19 protein-coding genes are annotated in these 17467 nt (G+C 39.5%); 11 read left to right on the forward strand and 8 right to left on the reverse strand.

The window, feature by feature from the left end; all coding sequences use genetic code 11:
* Positions 1–2 precede the first annotated feature (2 nt).
* Positions 3–1187 carry a tryptophan synthase subunit beta gene (trpB, locus tag KK487_RS08655; protein WP_036954685.1) on the forward strand — a complete coding sequence of 395 codons (1185 nt, stop codon included), beginning with the start codon at positions 3–5 and terminating at the stop codon, positions 1185–1187.
* Positions 1184–2005, forward strand: a complete 822-nt coding sequence (gene trpA / locus KK487_RS08660) for a tryptophan synthase subunit alpha (protein ID WP_013465084.1) — start codon at positions 1184–1186, stop codon at positions 2003–2005. Before trpB ends, trpA begins: the two co-directional genes overlap by 4 nt.
* 73 nt (positions 2006–2078) lie before the next feature.
* On the opposite strand, the gene KK487_RS08665 is transcribed toward trpA, so the two are convergent.
* Entirely contained in the window at positions 2079–2657 is a 579-nt protein-coding gene (locus KK487_RS08665; RefSeq protein WP_036954532.1) for a type 1 glutamine amidotransferase domain-containing protein, read from the reverse strand.
* Positions 2658–2879: 222 nt separating this feature from the next.
* A complete protein-coding gene (locus KK487_RS08670; protein WP_036954530.1) occupies positions 2880–3149 on the reverse strand; it encodes an HU family DNA-binding protein in 270 nt (89 codons plus the stop codon).
* Between the two features lie 231 nt (positions 3150–3380).
* Between KK487_RS08670 and KK487_RS08675 the strand changes: the two genes are divergently transcribed.
* Positions 3381–4022, forward strand: coding sequence for a CPBP family intramembrane glutamic endopeptidase (locus KK487_RS08675; RefSeq protein ID WP_036954527.1), 642 nt, complete (start codon positions 3381–3383; stop codon positions 4020–4022).
* Positions 4023–4075: 53 nt separating this feature from the next.
* Here KK487_RS08675 and KK487_RS08680 read toward each other — a convergent pair whose 3' ends face one another.
* Positions 4076–5500, reverse strand: a complete 1425-nt coding sequence (locus KK487_RS08680; protein ID WP_036954525.1) for a sodium-dependent transporter — start codon at positions 5498–5500, stop codon at positions 4076–4078.
* Between the two features lie 188 nt (positions 5501–5688).
* On the opposite strand from KK487_RS08680, the gene KK487_RS08685 reads away from it, so the two are divergent.
* From KK487_RS08685 to KK487_RS08705, 5 genes are all read left to right on the forward strand, one after another.
* Positions 5689–5991, forward strand: a complete 303-nt coding sequence (locus KK487_RS08685; protein ID WP_036954522.1) for a YciI family protein — start codon at positions 5689–5691, stop codon at positions 5989–5991.
* A gap of 163 nt (positions 5992–6154) precedes the next feature.
* Positions 6155–6415: a PepSY domain-containing protein gene (locus KK487_RS08690; RefSeq protein ID WP_013465090.1), complete on the forward strand. Its 261-nt coding sequence runs from the start codon at positions 6155–6157 to the stop codon at positions 6413–6415.
* Positions 6416–6418: 3 nt separating this feature from the next.
* Positions 6419–7093: a response regulator transcription factor gene (locus KK487_RS08695; protein ID WP_008109187.1), complete on the forward strand. Its 675-nt coding sequence runs from the start codon at positions 6419–6421 to the stop codon at positions 7091–7093.
* On the forward strand, positions 7087–8424 hold the full coding sequence (locus KK487_RS08700) for an ATP-binding protein (protein WP_036954518.1): 1338 nt from the start codon (positions 7087–7089) through the stop codon (positions 8422–8424). Before KK487_RS08695 ends, KK487_RS08700 begins: the two co-directional genes overlap by 7 nt.
* The gene (locus KK487_RS08705; protein WP_036954515.1) at positions 8411–8824 is read left to right on the forward strand and encodes a hypothetical protein; all 414 of its coding nucleotides are present in this window, start codon (positions 8411–8413) and stop codon (positions 8822–8824) included. The genes KK487_RS08700 and KK487_RS08705 overlap by 14 nt, the downstream gene beginning before the upstream one ends.
* Before the next feature lie 121 nt (positions 8825–8945).
* Here the strand turns inward: KK487_RS08705 and KK487_RS08710 are convergent, their stop codons facing one another.
* Together KK487_RS08710 and KK487_RS08715 are read right to left on the reverse strand one after the other, a co-directional pair.
* A complete protein-coding gene (locus KK487_RS08710) occupies positions 8946–9296 on the reverse strand; it encodes a VOC family protein (RefSeq protein WP_013465093.1) in 351 nt (116 codons plus the stop codon).
* A 1447-nt stretch (positions 9297–10743) separates the two neighbouring features.
* The gene (locus KK487_RS08715; RefSeq protein ID WP_036954510.1) at positions 10744–11088 is read right to left on the reverse strand and encodes a VOC family protein; all 345 of its coding nucleotides are present in this window, start codon (positions 11086–11088) and stop codon (positions 10744–10746) included.
* 297 nt (positions 11089–11385) lie between these two features.
* On the opposite strand from KK487_RS08715, the gene KK487_RS08720 reads away from it, so the two are divergent.
* Entirely contained in the window at positions 11386–12468 is a 1083-nt protein-coding gene (locus KK487_RS08720) for a flavin monoamine oxidase family protein (protein ID WP_215521712.1), read from the forward strand.
* A 39-nt stretch (positions 12469–12507) separates the two neighbouring features.
* Here the strand turns inward: KK487_RS08720 and KK487_RS08725 are convergent, their stop codons facing one another.
* Positions 12508–13551 (reverse strand): AI-2E family transporter, encoded by a 1044-nt coding sequence (locus tag KK487_RS08725; protein ID WP_013465095.1) that lies wholly within the window; start codon positions 13549–13551, stop codon positions 12508–12510.
* A 168-nt stretch (positions 13552–13719) separates the two neighbouring features.
* Between KK487_RS08725 and KK487_RS08730 the strand changes: the two genes are divergently transcribed.
* Complete coding sequence (locus tag KK487_RS08730; RefSeq protein WP_013465096.1) at positions 13720–14610, forward strand: TIGR01777 family oxidoreductase; 891 nt, start codon at positions 13720–13722, stop codon at positions 14608–14610.
* A gap of 135 nt (positions 14611–14745) precedes the next feature.
* A complete protein-coding gene (locus KK487_RS08735; protein ID WP_013465097.1) occupies positions 14746–15924 on the forward strand; it encodes a GGDEF domain-containing protein in 1179 nt (392 codons plus the stop codon).
* 63 nt (positions 15925–15987) lie between these two features.
* Here KK487_RS08735 and KK487_RS08740 read toward each other — a convergent pair whose 3' ends face one another.
* Together KK487_RS08740 and KK487_RS08745 are read right to left on the reverse strand one after the other, a co-directional pair.
* Entirely contained in the window at positions 15988–16656 is a 669-nt protein-coding gene (locus KK487_RS08740) for a DUF2987 domain-containing protein (RefSeq protein ID WP_016900395.1), read from the reverse strand.
* Entirely contained in the window at positions 16649–17458 is an 810-nt protein-coding gene (locus KK487_RS08745; protein WP_013465099.1) for a glucosaminidase domain-containing protein, read from the reverse strand. Before KK487_RS08745 ends, KK487_RS08740 begins: the two co-directional genes overlap by 8 nt.
* Positions 17459–17467 lie beyond the last annotated feature (9 nt).

Here is a 17467-nt window from a genome sequence, read left to right on the forward strand (position 1 = left end):
AAATGCAAAATCCAGCTTATTTTGGCGAGTTTGGCGGTATGTTTGTACCCGAACTGCTTGTCCCTGCGCTTAAGCAGTTAGAAAACGAATTTAATAAAGCACAAAAAGATCCTGAATTTCAGGCAGAGCTAAGTAAATTACTTAACGAGTATGCGGGTCGTCCTACCCCGCTTACTTTAACGCGTAACTTAGTTAAAAACCCAAAAGTAAAACTGTACTTAAAGCGTGAAGATTTACTCCACGGTGGTGCGCACAAAACAAACCAAGTTTTAGGCCAAGCACTGCTTACCAAACGTATGGGTAAAAAAGAAGTGATTGCTGAAACAGGCGCCGGCCAGCACGGCGTTGCAACGGCACTTGCCTGTGCGTTACTTGGACTAAAATGCCGCATTTATATGGGTGCAAAAGATGTTGAACGCCAACAACCAAATGTATTTAGAATGAAGCTAATGGGCGCTGAAGTTATTCCGGTAACCGCAGGCTCGGGTACATTAAAAGATGCGGTTAACGAGGCACTGCGTGATTGGTCTGCCAATTATCAAGAGGCTCATTACCTTTTAGGTACTGCAGCGGGTCCTCACCCATTCCCGACTATTGTACGTGAATATCAAAAAATTATTGGTGAAGAAGCAAAACAACAAGTACTTAAAGCCGAAGGCCGTTTGCCTGATGCGGTTATTGCGTGTGTAGGCGGTGGGTCTAACGCAATTGGTATGTTTACCGATTTTATTGATGAGCCAAGCGTTAAACTCATTGGCGTTGAACCTGCAGGTAAAGGGTTAGACACGCACGAACATGGCGCAACTATCTGTAAAGGATCAAAAGGTATTTTGCACGGTACTTACACTTATATTATGCAAAATACAGATGGCCAAATTGAAGAGTCTTACTCTGTATCGGCGGGACTAGATTACCCCGCAGTTGGCCCTCAACATGCCTTTTTGCACGAAACTGGCCGTGCTCAATATGTCGGTATTACCGACACCAAAGCACTTGATGCCTTTCAAGCATTAGCTAAACACGAAGGGATTATTCCTGCGCTTGAATCAAGTCATGCGCTAGCCTATGCCCTCGAATATGCAGAAGAGCAAACGCAAGACAGTATTATTGTTATTAATTTAAGTGGTCGTGGCGACAAAGACTTAGCCCACGTACACAAGGTATTATCAGAGGAAGGTCAACTATGAGCCACGTAAAAACTGACCGTTATGGACAAATGTTTGCCGCGCTTAAAGAGCAAAACCAGGGTGCTTTTGTACCGTTTGTAACCATTGGCGATCCAGGCAAAGCGCAAAGCATCGAAATTATTAAAAGCTTAATTGATGGCGGCGCTGACGGGCTTGAATTAGGTATTCCGTTTTCCGACCCGATTGCCGATGGCCCTGTCATTCAAAAAGCCAATATTCGTGCCTTAAATGTGCATATTAATACGCAAGACTGCTTTGATATTATTAAAGAGATCCGTGAATATAACGCCGACATTCCAATTGGTTTGTTATTGTATTCAAACTTAATATTTAAACGTGGCTTAGAAAAGTTCTACACCGATGCAAAAGCTGTGGGTGTTGACTCTATTTTAGTGGCTGATGTGCCATTACATGAGTCTAAAATGTTTAGAAAAGCCGCCATGGCCAATGGTATCGACCCGATTTTTATCGCTACACCGAACGCCAGTGACGATACACTGCGTGAATGTGCCTCATACGGCCGTGGCTACACCTACTTGCTTTCTCGTGCTGGGGTAACAGGTACAGACACCAAAGCACAAATGCCAGCAACACATGTGGTTACGCGCTTACAAGAGTACCACAGTGCACCTGCATTATTAGGCTTTGGTATTTCAACGCCTGAAGATGTAAAAGCGGCACTTAAAGCCGGTGCTGCGGGGGCTATTTCGGGCTCTGCTGTGGTAAAAATAATTGAAGCAAACTTAGATGATTTAGATGCGATGACCTCGCAGCTAAAAACATTTGTAAGCGATATGAAAGCCGCTACTGCGCTTTAATAGCAAGCTGTGTTTTATCATTATCAATAAAAAAGGGCATGTAATATGCCCTTTTCTATTTAAAAGCCCAGAGCTAGTGCGCTTGGTGCTTACCTTCGATTATTTCTTCAATAAATTTTGCATTAAATGCATCTAAATCTGCAGGGCTGCGGCTAGTGACTAAGCCGTTATCAACACACACTTCTTGATCTACCCAATGAGCTCCGGCGTTAATTAAATCGCTTTTAATACTAGGGAAAGAAGTCACTTTTTTATCTCTGAGCTTATTAATTTCAGCTAATAACCACGGTGCATGACATATAGCGGCCACAGGTTTGTTTTTCTTAGCTCCAAAAAAGCCATCAACAAACGCTTTGGCATCTGTATTTTGACGTAAGCTATCGGGATTAAACAAACCACCCGGCAATAAAAGTGCATCGTAGTCAGCGGCATTGGCATCGGCAGCTAATTTATCAACGGTTACTTTTTCACCCCAATTATCTTTATTCCAACCAGTGATCTGCCCTTCTTTAATAGACACCACCTCTATATCGGCGCCCGCCTCTAGTAATGCGCTTTGCGGCGAAAGTAGCTCGCTTTGTTCAAATCCATCGGTGGCTAAAATGGCAATTTTTTTACCTTGTAAACGGGTGCTGCTATGTAAATTACTCATTAAATACTCCTTATCTTATTTTTTGATACACAGAGAGGTTTGCATATCACATACCAAAAATAACATACTGATAATATTGGCGTTTTATATAAAGAGATGAGAGTGCTATGTAAATTATTTACAGTGGTTGCAGATACTACACAGCCATTTTTCAAAAATGGAAATAGCCTGCAAGGTACATGCTTTGTTTGAATAACAAAACTCCCTTACAGGCATTGACAATTAAAGGCTGTCTTTTAACGCTTTGGCTGGCTTAAATACGGCTTTATTAGCCCCTTCTATTTCTATTGCTTCGCCGGTTTGTGGATTACGACCCGTACGGGCTGGGTAATAACTTAATGCAAAAGTGCCAAAACCAGATATTTGTACCTGATCGCCTTCAGACAATGATTTGGTAATCACCTTTTGTAAGCTGGTTAACGCTGCTTGTGCGTCTTTTTTTGTTAACTCGCTCGTGTGTGCCATGGCTGTAACCAGTTCTGCCTTATTCATTTTTTGCTCCTAAATACACGCGCTGGCTTTAGCCAACTAGCGTGGCAATACAATGATGTAAAAATAAAAGCAGGCAGGCTAAGGGTTGCAAGGGGGTAAGTCAACCTTAACCAAGGGCTAAGGGGCTTAGTGAGAGTCATTGGGTTTAAATATAATCAGCTTGGCTGTTTTATAGTCATAAAGATGACTTAATCGCTTGCTAAGGTAAAATAAAAATCACCGTGAGCAAACGTGAACGCTAATCAATACCGCTGGTTTGAATTTACCTTTATTTTTATCATCCTGCCTTTAATTGGCTTTAATATTCGCCAGTATTTATCTAACTGGCTTATTCCAGCACTGATCATTTTAATGAGTGTGTGCTGTATGCTGCTGCTAAACGACATTCACTTTAAGCGCTTTAGATTAACCAGTATGGGGCAGTTTTCTGCTGTGAAGCGCCGTGTGTTTAGCTTTTTCTTTATTGGCGCATTATTTTCAGGGGTGTTTTATAACCTACTCTACCAAGGACACTGGTTTACTTTACCGCGTGAAAACCTCACCGATTGGCTGATGCTATTGTTGCTCTACCCTTTATTGTCGGTGATCCCGCAAGAGTTAATATTTAGAACCTACTTTTTTCATCGCTATAAGCGCATTATGCCCAGTAAATGGTTGCGCATTATTATTAGCGCCAGTGTATTTGCATTGGCACATATTATTTACGCCAATTGGATAGCTGTTAGTTTAGCGTTTGTCGGTGGCTTACTATTTGCCTATACCTACGCGCAAAGCCGCTCAACTTTTGCCTGTGTTATTGAGCACAGCTTATGGGGCATTTGGATGTTTACCCTAGGGATTGGTGACTACTTAGATTCGGGTGCACTGAATTAACTAACCGCAAAATAAAGCCGCGACAAGCGCGGCTTTATTAAATTAGTTTTTAATTAAAAACCAAAAATACTGATATTAAAAAACTTGGTCGCAACGGTATTTACAAAAATAAGCAGTAAAATCGCTGGGATAAATGTTTGTAGTGAAAAGTTAACGTACTTTTCCATAAAGCTATTCGCATAATTAGGCGAACCTTGTCTTAGCTCTTCACTTAAACGAACCTTCTTCCATTTATACATTACAAACAAACACACCATTAAACCATTGAGTGGTAAAATAGTGTCGTAGAACACGTCATATACAATATCAAAAAAGCTCTTGTTACCACTGCCGTAGCTAGTAAAGGTAGTTAGGCTGTCAATCATACCAAACGACATAATACACATAATGGTTAACACACCGGTTGATAAGGTAAGTATGCCTAGCGCTTTTTTACGGCTAATGCCTTTACGGTCGCTGAGTGTGGCAGTTGGAACTTCAACAATAGATACCAATGATGTGATCGCAGCAAAAAATACCAATAAGAAGAAAATAAATGCCACGGCTGATGCGCCAAAGTAACCAATATCGTGTTGTAACGCTAATAAGATTTTTGGTAAGTACACAAAAATCATTGAAACTGACGAGTCAGATAACTTTGTTGGATCGGTATTTGGGTCAAAGCTAAAAATAGCCGGTAATACCATTAAGCCTGCAACAAAGGCAACTAATGAGTCGGTAATGGCAACCATTTTCGAACTGCCCACAATGTCATCTTTTTTAGAAATGTAAGAGGCATACGTAATTAAAATACCCATACCTAACGACAATGAGAAAAACGCTTGGCTCAATGCGCCATTAAGAACACTGGCATTCATTTTACTAAAATCAGGAATAATATAGTACTTCACACCCGCCATTGCGTTATCAAGGGTGAGTACGTAACCCACTAATATAATAAGCATGACAAATAACGCCGGCATCAAAAATTTAGCCGCTTTTTCTATGCCATCTTTTACGCCACCGACCAATATTAAGTTAACAATCACCACAACCAGTGCCATATAGCCAAACACCGTGTAGCTATTAATAAACTCATCAAAGTGCCCAGGGTTTGCCAACTTATCCAAATTACCAAATGCGGTTTGGCTTAAGTAACCAAAAATCCACACCGTGATCACCATGTAAAAAACGGCAATCATAAATGGCGTTAACACGGCTAAAAAGCCAGCAAACTTCCATTTTTTGTCGTTATTGGCTAACGCCTTGTATGCACCAAGAGGATCTTTCTGTGCGTGGCGACCCATAGCCATTTCGGCCATCATGACGGGTAAACAAATGAATGCGACGAACAAAGCATAGACGAGCAAAAATGCACCACCGCCATTCTTAGTCGCAGAAACGGGAAAGCCTACTAAGTTACCAATGCCCACAGCAGAACCTGCCGCTGCTAATATAAATCCTAAGCGGGAGCTAAAGTGCTCTCTATTTTCACTCATGTAATAACCTTGTTATTATTTATCTTATCCAAGGGACTCTACCAGTGTTACGCAGCGCTTTTCAAGCAATTACCGCGTAAAAAAACATTCTTGCTGTAAACATCGCCATAAACACTTTTAATTCACCATTTATCAACGCTATGCTAGTATGCAGTTAATTAAATTTAACAAGTTTTGAGAGTATTTTTATGTTGTATATGATTTATTCAACGGACGTCCAGAACAGCTTAGAGCACAGAAAAGCCGCTCGCCCTGCTCATTTAGCACGTTTACAAACGCTAGAAAACGAAGGTCGACTATTAACAGCCGGCCCCCTTCCAGCGGTTGATAGTGAAGACTCTCAAGATGCTGGCTTTACTGGCTCTTTAGTAATTGCTGAATTTAACTCTTTAGAAGATGCCAGAGAATGGGCCGCAGATGATCCTTATGTTGCGGGTGGCGTATATGAAAACTCAATCGTTAAACCATTCAAAAAAGTGTTCCCTGCTTAACATTAACGTGAGTTCCCCTGTTTAACTGCAACCAGTAATTCAGGGTTTGTTCACTCATTTTTAATTAGACTTTGTCTTATAAAAATTTAAATACCCAATAGAGTACTTAAATTTTAGTGGCTTAGTTTTTTAGGCTAAGCAGGTATGTTCTAGGAGTTTCGTAATGCGTGTATTATTAACACTCAATTTAATTGCTGTTTTTTGTTTGGCTAATGTTGCCCATGCAAATAATACTAACAGCACACCCGATAAAGTTGAGATAAGCAAAAAGAAAGCAGTAATACTTGCAAAACAAACTACAGACGGTACAACATTAAAAATTTCAGAAGAAACACAATTTTATACAGTACGAATTTTAAAAGCTGACGGCCACGTCGTCGATTTGAAGATAAACAAAAAAACTGGCGAAGTGAAAAAGGATTAACCAATGCGAATTTTAGTAATAGAAGATGATTTACATTTGGCAGATAATCTGCGCAATGCATTAGAAAAAGAGCGTTACAGTGTTGATTTATGTCACGATGGCGAAGCGGGCCTTTTTCATATAACAGAATACCCTTTAGACATGGCAGTGGTTGATTTAGGCCTGCCTAAAATAGATGGCATAGAGCTTATAAACAAAGCCCGCGCCCAAGGGATCACTATCCCTATTTTAATTTTAACGGCGCGCGATCGCTGGCAAGACAAAGTTGAAGGCCTCGATGCGGGCGCTGACGACTACCTAACTAAGCCATTTCATGTTGAAGAACTCATTGCTCGCTGTAATGCGCTTATTCGTCGAAGTGCAGGTAAAGCAAACCCAGAAATGACAGCCGGCCCTATCAAAATTCATACGCGTTCACAACAAGTGTGGGTAAACGACAAAGAGCTAAGCTTAACCGCATACGAATATAAAGTACTTGAATACTTAATGGTTAACCCGCAAAAAGTAATTTCAAAGTCTGAGTTAACAGAACATATTTATGACCAAGATTTCGATCTTGATTCAAACGTCATTGAAGTGTTTGTATTGCGTTTACGTAAAAAGCTCGACCCTGACGGTGTGCTTAACCCAGTCGAAACACTACGTGGGCGTGGTTACAGGCTTAAAAGCCAGTGGTAGCACCGCAAATTTCGTTAAAAATAAGGCAAGGATTTATCCTTGTCTTTGTTTTATTAGTTGCCTTACCTATTTTGTTTTACTCCATAGGTAAGGCGTATTACGCGTCACTTGTTGATGCCACCGAAAAAAACCTCGAAGCGCACCTGTATTCACTCATCTCCGAGGTTGATTTTACCGAGCGCGGTATTATCATGCCCAGCTCTATCTTAACGCCCGAACTCAATAACCTAAACTCAGACACCTACGCCATGATTTACCGTGACGATGTGCCTATTTGGCATTCTGAGTCGGCGGTTAACGTTAACTTTGTTCCCCAATATATAGAGCCCAAAGCCGGTGCTGCAGACTTTAGACGCGTGGTTTATAACAACACCGCCTATTGGCAGTTAAGCTTAACGGTCATTCTTAATAATATTGACCAATCAGAGCAAGCACGATTTATTTTATTAAAACGCAACGATGCCCTACTGCGTTTAATGGACGGGTTTAAACAAACCTTAGTCGATTGGATGTTTATAATGGGGATTGCTATAGCAGGGTTAATGGCTATTGGTTTTATTTGGAGTGCAAGGCCGCTGCAGCGCCTAGATAAAGAAATAAAAGCTATTGAATCAGGCGATATTCAAGAAATTAAAGGCTTATACCCCGTTGAACTACAAACAATAAAAGCCGACCTCAACCTATTGTTAGAGTCGCAGCAGCGCCAAAAAGAGCGCTACCGCGCCTCACTCAGCGATTTAGCACATGCACTTAAAACGCCCCTAGCTGTATTAAAATCAAGCCCACTGGCCAACGATGCCGACGCACAAGAACAACTCGACCGAATTAATGTGATGATCGAGCACCAATTAAAACGTGCTGCTACTGGGGCTTCCGATACATGGAAAAAGCAAACCCCCATCAAACCGGTTATCGACTCTATCTTAAGTGCAATGGGTAAGGTTTATCGCGATAAAGACATCATATTTAATTGCAAAGTGAGTGATAAAGATTACTTTTTAGGCGATAAAACCGATTTAATGGAGTTATTAGGTAACTTAATAGATAATGCCTGCAAAGCCTGTCGCTCCCAAGTCAGTATTGACGTTTCACAAGCTAAAACGCTCAGCATTAGTATTTGTGATGACGGCCCGGGTATTCAACCAGATAAACGCGAGTCATTGCTTCAACGCGGTACGCGCCTTGATACTTACGAGAGTGGCCATGGTGTTGGCATGGCGATTGTATCTGACTTGGTGAAGTCGTATCACGGGTTGTTAACTATTTCTCAGTCGCAAAGTTTGGGCGGCGCAAAATTTATTCTCGAGTTTAATTACCATGAAAAAAAATAACTATATTCTTTGTTTTACTCTAGCTCTGTTATTTTCTTGGGCTGTTCCAAGCGTTGCAGCGCCGCTTGAATGCACACTTGAAAAAAACGCCCTACCCGAACAAATCAAAGCATATACACAATGTTTAGATGCCAAATTAAATAGAGTACAGCAAGAACAAGATAGCTGGATCCAAAAGCGTACCTTTGAACTATCTGCATTAGAAAGCGAAACCGGCAACACCCAAATTTTGTCATTATTTAAACTAAGTATTAACGCTAAAGACAATTACATTCAAAGAAGTTGCCAATGGCGCTACATGCTAAAACAACCTAATGCACAACAAGCCGTTGTTACCTACAAAGAATGTGAAATAGCCATGACCGAGCAATTTATTCAGCAGCTTAAAACGGCTCTTTAATTAGCTCATAGGTAAGCGATGTGTGCTGTGGCTTGGTAATTTAGAGTTCAGTTTATTAGTGTTTTAAAAAGTGCAGCCTCAAAGGCTGCATTTTTGTTAGTTTTTATACTTTGTTATGTGATTACTCTGACCATACCGCAAATTCATTTCCATTAGGGTCGCTAAAGTGAAATCGTCTACCACCGGGAAATGAAAATGTAGGCTTAATTATTTTGCCTCCAGCTTTTTCAATTTTATTTTGAGTCGCTTCAAGGTCATTACTGTATAACACAATTAACGGGCTTCCGTTTTTAGTAGAAACAACTAAATCAGATTTAAAGAAACCACCATCAACCCCTTGCGCGGTAAAACTACAATATTCTGGGCCATAATCTACAAATGACCAGCCAAACACCGTACTGAAGAAAGCCTTTGTAGCTGCAATATTTTGTGCAGGAATTTCAATATAGTTAATTTTATTATTTTGAGTCATTTTAGTTTTTTACCCTTATTCTAGTTTGTATTATTTGCGACTTGAACTAGTAATAAATAAAGATAGCAGCAAAAGCATAAACAGCTGATAAAGTTTAATAAGAATGCGCTTAGACACTATTTATAATTTATACTGAATAAAACCCACTTAGAAAGCATTTGAAAGTACAAAATTAAGGGCTGATTTAATATTAATTATCGTTATTCATACGTTTCTTTTGTTTATTTTCACTAGATCGCACAACCATTCCGTTAAGGATATGAAAAAAAAGAACATAAACAACCCGACGCACCAAGTTACAAAAACCCAAATTGACGGTTTGAGCTCATACCAGCCTTGAATATTAATCGTGGCAAAGTAAAACATCCCTAACGAAATAAATGGCAGAATAAACAAAGAGTAAAAAGCTCCCGTAACAGCATGCAGTAATATTTTCTCACGAATACTTGAGCTATTAGATCCCAAATTCACAATTCCAAAAACACATTGTGTAGCGATAAACAGGCAACAAACCTGTAAAAAGGTCCAGCCTAAAGCTGCCAGAATAGCAACTAACTGAATGTATATTCCCTCACTCATCTTATCCTATTAACGAATACTGGCTTTAGCGAAACATGCATCAACTTTACTCTGTTGTTAATTGTTCTTCATAAAAGGATTATTTTCAGACATAAACTCTATCAATCATTCTCACTGATAAATTAGTCCTGTCATTTTTATCTTTTAAAAAGTTTTATAGTTTAATTTTCTTGGTTAACTTTAGTGGCATCAATGTCGTTTTAAGTTAACAGAACAAGTGCGGAAATTTAATTACTGCCAACCACACTATGTTTAAATATTGCCTTAGTCGTCTGAGACTTAAGTGAAATTACTTCAGCTTCTGAAAAATTAGGAACGATCTTGCTACTAATCTAATGATTTCTTCCTGAGCACCATACTTTCAACCATTGCGATGAGAACAAAAACAAACCCAGAATCCGATAAAAAATAAGTCGAGTTTTCAATACAGACTGCCACGTATACTTGCACCAATAATATTACAATATCGATCCTGATAGCCGTTGCTCTATTTCTTTTTAACTTAACTAAGATGAAGTAAAGATAACAACATCTAAAAAAAGATATAAACATAAAAAACAAAACTAATATCACTCTTCATCTCCATTGAAACAGAACTACTTGTACTTAAATTTGATTTGCATCATAAACGATCATGGGGACGGTTGCTGTTTGTAATGTCTTGCCGCACTGCATAGAAAGATTAACAAAGATTGTTTAAGTCTATAAAATATCAACACTTTTAATGGGTGTTTTCTATTTTTTGTTTTAAATTGGGTGTCTACATTATTTTTATTGAATAATAAGCTCATGGGCTAAAATCCGAGCGAAGCGAGTCAACCCACGTGTTAGCGTCCCAGCGACCAAATGGAGCCACAACAGCGTTTTGTTAGCTGCTCAGCTGCGTGATATGCAACAGTTCACCCACTGGCCCCCATAAATAAAAGATCTTACCCCAAGCTTCTTGTTGGATTGGGGTAATCTTTGTTTTGTGTTCGGATTTAGAGCATAACTCATATGCTTCGTAGATGTCTGAAACGCAGATTTGCAACATAAAATTTTTGGCAAAATCTTCATTGTAAAAGCGCTGCAAAAAGAAAAGACAATCACCGTTTTCAAAAAGTGTGAGATCGTCGGTTACGTACTCTGATTTAAATCCAATTTCCAAGTAGAAAGACTTTGAAATTTCGAAGTCCTTACTTGGGATAAATGTTTTTATATCTATTACATCCATGATTCTTTCCAAAAGCAGCTAACAATTTTATATTGCGCGACTCGCGTATATCTCTACCAGCGCTGCGCTTATTTTTTCTACTACATATAGTTTTAACAAATTAGCTAACACATTGCTATCATTAAGTTTTATTCTTTTAAGCAGTGCTAATTAGCATACTATACGCGCGTCGCTCATTTTCCTGAGTATGAGTGCACACTAAAGCTTACTCACTTAGCCCATAAAACGTTTTGACAAATCTGCATAAAAACCACAAACTACCTACTAGTAGATTGACTTAGCTAAAGTGATTTTAAAATGCATAAACCTGTGGTTATTATTGGTGGTGGCTTAGCGGGCTTATATGCCGCTTACAGCCTAAAAAAACGAAATATTCCGTTTTTATTATTAGAGGCCAAAGCCAATTTGGGTGGCAGGATTGCCTCTCACTTTTTAGCGACTAACAACAGCATTGGCCACGATTTGGGCCCTACCTGGATATTTCCGCACCAGCCTAATATTCAACAGTTAGTTGCTGCTTTAAACATCCCTGTGTTTGAGCAATACACCCAAGGTGATGTGTTGTATCAAGCATCGCATACTGCCCCTGCTCAGCAAATTGCAGGGGCGGGTGAAATGCAGCTATTTAGAATTCAAAACGGTATGAACGAGCTTATTAATGCGCTTTATCAGCAGCTTGACCCAAACACCGTTAAATTAGAGCACGCTGTTAGCGAAGTAAAAAAGCTCTCCGATGGCTGGCATATAAGCGCTAATTACCAAGGGAGTACGCAGCACTTTACTTGCGATCAGTTACTGTTTGCGTTACCCCCTAGAATGATCGGCCAGCATTTAACCCCGCATTTATGGGCTGATAATGTTTTAACTCAGCGTTTAACGTCGGTGCCGACGTGGATGGCTGGCCAAGCAAAATTTGTTGCCACTTTTGAGCACGCTTTTTGGCGAGATAAAAACTTATCGGGGCAATGTTTTAGTCGTGTTGGCCCGTTAGTAGAAATTCATGATGCCTCAGCAAGTGATCATGCTCACCCTGCTCTATTTGGCTTTATTGGTGTGCCTTACTTGCAGCGAAGTCAAGTAACTCGCGAGCAATTAACCCAAGCTTGCCTTGATCAGCTTGGTTATTTTTATGGTGAGCAGGCTTATACTGCCACTCATTGCACATTAAAAGATTGGGCTGAGGATGAATTTGTGGCCAACAAGGATGACCAACTAGGTGTATCGCAGCATCCTGAATTTAATTTTTCAGGGCTTGGCGAGCAGCTTAAACAGTTAAAAGTGCATTTTGTGGGCAGTGAGTTTGCAAAGCAGGAGGCTGGCTATTTAGAGGGGGCTATAAACGCCGTAGATAGCGCCTTAGCTAATTTAATAAATACTTAATAATGTTAAAGGCGTGCTTAGCCACGCCTTTGTAAGATATTAGTCTTCTGATTTAATGACGGTTTCTTCACCTGTGCCAAGCATGGTTGCTAACCAACGCCCTTCGTCACTGGCTTCTAGCGCTATTTTTACAATCATGGTTAACGGCACCGATAACAACATACCCACAGAGCCTAATAGCCAGCCCCAAAATATTAACGATAAAAACACCACTAACGTAGAAAGCCCTAAACCTTTACCCATGTATTTAGGCTCAACAATATTACCCATTACGGTGTTTATAGTTAAATAACCCGCGCCAACAAGCCCTGCCACTAAGGGGCCTTGAGTAATAAGCGCCAGTAACAGTGCTGGAACAGCCGCTATGATTGAACCAATGTTAGGAATGTAATTAAGCATAAATGCCAATACGCCCCAAAGTACAAAGTAATCAACATCGAGTATCCACAAGTAAAAACCAGCAATTACACCGGTGGCTAAACTTACTAGGGTTTTAATGGCCAAATAAGAGTTAATAGAGTCTAAAAAGCGGTCAATTTGCTTAATTTTGCTGTCGGGGTCGTCTAGTGCTAAATGAATTTTTTTGCCAAGTATGGGCCCTTCAAACAGCATAAAAACAACCGTTAAAATAATTAAAAACATATTGGCCATTACGCTACCTAAGCCGGTTAACATATTGGTGGCAACATCAACCATTTTACCGGGGTCGAACATAGACAAAATTTGTTCTTTATTAATTAAAATATTGTATTGCGAAGCCATATCAACCAGCCATACAAATTCTTCTTTTAACTGTGCTTTGTATTCTGGTAACTGCTTTGAAAAATCGTTAACCGACTGCCCCACTAAACCGCCTAAGCTAACACCTAAGCCCATAATAATAAGCACTACAAGCACCACCGCTATGCCTTTTGGAATACGGTAGCGAGCAAAAAAATTAATGAGTGGGCTACAAATAATGGCGATGAATGCTGCCAAAATAAACGGAATAACAATAGCACTTGCGGCTTTAATGCCCGCTAATACAATGACCAACGCTGCAAAAATAATTAAGCTTTTATTTACCCCAGTTAAACTTGCCAATACTCTTATCCTATTGCTGTTATTTGGCTTCAGTGTAAGGCAAAACCCAATAGAATGAAATATTTATGGGTGATCATAATAATGATTAGTACGTATAAATTTGCAAATCGTTGAGCTGGGGAGTATAAATTTTAAACATCCCGCTTTATTTATAATTTTGGAGTTGCAATGCATATATTTTTTACAGGCGCCACGGGCTTAATTGGTAGGCACCTTTGCCCTTTCTTGTTGCACCACCACGACATTACGGTACTAAGTAGAAATCCAACCAAAGCTAAAGTGTTGTTAGGCCACAGAGTAAATGCTGTTAGCAGCTTAGACGATGTCGATTTAAATACGGTCGATATTGTCATTAATTTAGCCGGCGAACCTATCGTTAATAAACGCTGGAGTGATAAACAAAAAGCAAAAATACGTGATAGCCGAATTATTACTACCCAAGCCATAAGTGATGCAATTAATCAGTGTCATACACCACCACATACGTTTATTTCAGGCAGTGCAATAGGCTATTATGGTCGCCAAGGTAAAACCCAAGTTGATGAAAACAACACAGAACCGCACGATGAATTTAGTCACCAACTTTGTAAGGATTGGGAACTCGCTGCATTAAAAGCTGAGTCTGACGATACCCGTGTTTGCTTACTTCGCACAGGTATTGTACTGGCTAAAAAAGGCGGCGCACTTGGAAAAATGTTGCCTGCATTTAAGTTTTGTTTAGGCGGGCCAATTGGCAATGGCGAGCAAGGTATGTCGTGGATCCACATTGATGACATGGTGCAGCTCATTTTATTTTTGATTCGTAATCAAGATATCTCTGGTGCTGTAAATGCCACTGCCCCGCATCCGGTGAGCAATAAACAATTTAGCCAATCATTGGGCAAAGCATTGTCACGCCCTGCCTTTATGCCCATGCCTGCAGCTGTGCTCAATGTTTTAATGGGAGAAATGTCAGATCTACTCACAACCGGCCAATTTGTGGTGCCTAAAAAAGCATTAGAAAATAATTACCGTTTTCACTTTTCTGAAATCGATGCCGCATTAAAAAGTTTAGTTTAACGACTGACCTTAAAGGGTTAAGTTTGTAGCAAGGGAGTATAAAGTTAATACTTTTTACTCCCTTGCTATTTTAGTGTTACTACCTAATAATGAGTTAAGCGTTATTTCTTATTCAGCTAAAAGAGCAACTAAAACATGCTTCATTTACCCACATTAATTAGCCTCTGTTTTATTCTTAACTTGTTTATTGCAGTGTTCTTTTTTTCAGTGTATTCATATAAAAAACAACCTAGCTTTTTATTTTTTGCTACTGCCTGCTGCTCGTTTATAACCGCTATTGCCCTAATTGGTTTGAGAGGAGTGATTGACTATCCACTTTTAACTTACTTTTTTGCTTACCTATTTATTATTTTAACCCCACTCCTGCTTATTTTAGGGTTAATACCACAAAGTACGGTGCTTGCAGTAAAGCTAACGCCTTTATATTATGCCTGTGCTATATGTTGCACATTGCTACTTGCTGTGTATCTCATTGATGCGGGGCAAATTATTACCAGTATTATTACTGCCGTACTATTTAGCTACGCGGCCTATTTAATGATTAAAACCCCCAGTGTTGCTAAAGTACAGCAACGACTACTAATTGCCTGCTTTTCACTACACAGTGTAGTAATGCTGTTGCAAGTTGTACTCCTTGTTTTACCCTACTTTAGCCAAATTAGTCAGGCGAACTTAGCCGCGGGATTACAACTATTATTGGTCTCGCATTTATTTTTAACCACAGCCAGTGCATTAATTCTGCCGTTTATTGCTTTTGCCAATGAAGAATCAAAACTAATAAACTTAGCGAATCACGATCCGCTTACACAATTATTAAACAGGCGAGGCTTTTTCCGCCTGTGTAAAAAAATAACCCACACTGCACCACTTAACAGCAGAGTGTCGTTAATTATGCTCGATATCGATCTTTTTAAACAAGTGAACGACCAATATGGTCATGAAACTGGCGACGAAGCAATAAAATGGATTGCACAACATATTAACGAATTGTTTTTTGAAGCAGGCATTACCGCTCGAATTGGCGGAGAAGAGTTTGCTATTTTCCTTAACCAAAAAAATCTTACTCAAGCAAGGCAGTTAGCCCAAAAGCTATGCAGAAGTATTGATCAATATCCCTTTTATTTTAACGGTAATAGTATTGCATTGTCTGTTAGTGCTGGAGTAAGTAGCGCACTTATTCGCGATTTAAATATGCAAGAGCTGCTATTGCAAGCTGATAAACGCCTTTACCTTGCTAAAGAAACGGGCCGAAATAAAGTTGTTACTCATGATGAAAAAAGCGCACTCATGAATAGCCACTCTGCCATTATTTAATTTAGCAATAAAAAAAGCGGGGTCAAACCTGACCCCGCTTTATAATCAAACCAATTAATTTTATTACTTACTGATCCAAGGCGTTACTTTAACTACCTCGTTTATATCAGCCAATACTTTGGTGTCGTTTTGCCAGCTGTCTGTTACTTCAAAATAACATACTGATTCTTCGCATGTTATGCGCTCATCATCAAATTGTTTAGGCGCATTAAAAGTAACAACCACCCCTTTTTGCTCAGGCAGTAAAAACCACATTAGTTTGCTAACAAAAAAGCCCGACAAGTCTGTTAAAAGCGCTTCAAGCTCATTATTAATGGTTAATAATGATTGCTTTGAAAAGGTTAGCCCTTCTAGCTCGTTGGCCTCTATTTGGAGCTTTAACTGACAATCATGAATCGGATTTTTAGGCTGAACCACAATCACCGCTTTGTCAGTATCGAGCTGCTTATCATACGGTAATAACAGTTGCGCTTTGTCAGTGTAATTAAGCGGGTACTCATTTTTTTCAGTTAAAATAGTCCCGCTTTTGATACTACATACTTCGTTAGTACCAATATCGCTAATATAAAAGTTTACGCGGGCGTACTGAAAATCGCCTTTGTTTACTACTTTTAAACGGTCGTAAAAACCGTCATACGACATAACAAACTCTTTAGCATAGGTGTTATTTGCCGCTATTGCTAAAAAGCAGGTCGCTATAGTCGTAACTAATTTTAATACTGGTTTATTCATCAAAGTACGCTCGGTTTTGATTGATCATCGTATTTAGCTCTTCAATATACGCTTCACCACGCTCTGAGTAGGACATCAGCCCAAGGGTTAGCTTAGTCGCCTTAATTGGCTTTTGCTGTGCGCGTAAATCTTCACGTATACTGCGTAATTGTTTATAGGCATTATGCGTATTAATATTTCTAAAATATGACGTTACAGCAGCGCGAACCGATTTAAATGCAGCCACTTCATGCTCGGCTTCATTATTACGTCTTCTTGGCACCATGCCACAGCCTTTTTTGTAGCACCATTGGCCAAAAAAGTTTAAGCCTATTCGGGCAAAGCGTGAGGTACCCCATGCCGACTCATTAGCAGCTTGCATTAGGGCAAGTTCTTTAGGAATAATATCTACACGGCGCAGCGCTTGAGTTAGTGTAAGCGTGTCTAAGGTTTCAGGTAAGCGGTATAATTTAAGTATTTTTTTAATATCGCTCGCTTGTTTTTTACTTAACGGCTCGTCGTGTTCTAGCATCATGCGCGCAATTTCAATGTTTGCACGTTGCTGTAAAATCTTTTTGTTTTCGGCTTCTACATGGGGCTTAATGAAGTTAAAAAACGCATGCTTTTTCTCTTTTACATCGGTGTATTCTGAGAATTTTGGCAACTTAACATTGTGCAATGGTTTTTCTTTCTTCTTTTCTTTTTTAATGTCGTCAGCACGTGTTTGTTCATCTGAAACAAACTCATCAGTTTGTATAAATGGATGAGTAAGTGCCCAAATAACAAGGGCGGCTAACAACAACTGAAAAATAGTTTTTAACATGTATTATCT

It is taken from the genome of Pseudoalteromonas sp. SiA1 (assembly GCF_018732205.1).
Taxonomy (GTDB): domain Bacteria; phylum Pseudomonadota; class Gammaproteobacteria; order Enterobacterales; family Alteromonadaceae; genus Pseudoalteromonas; species Pseudoalteromonas tetraodonis.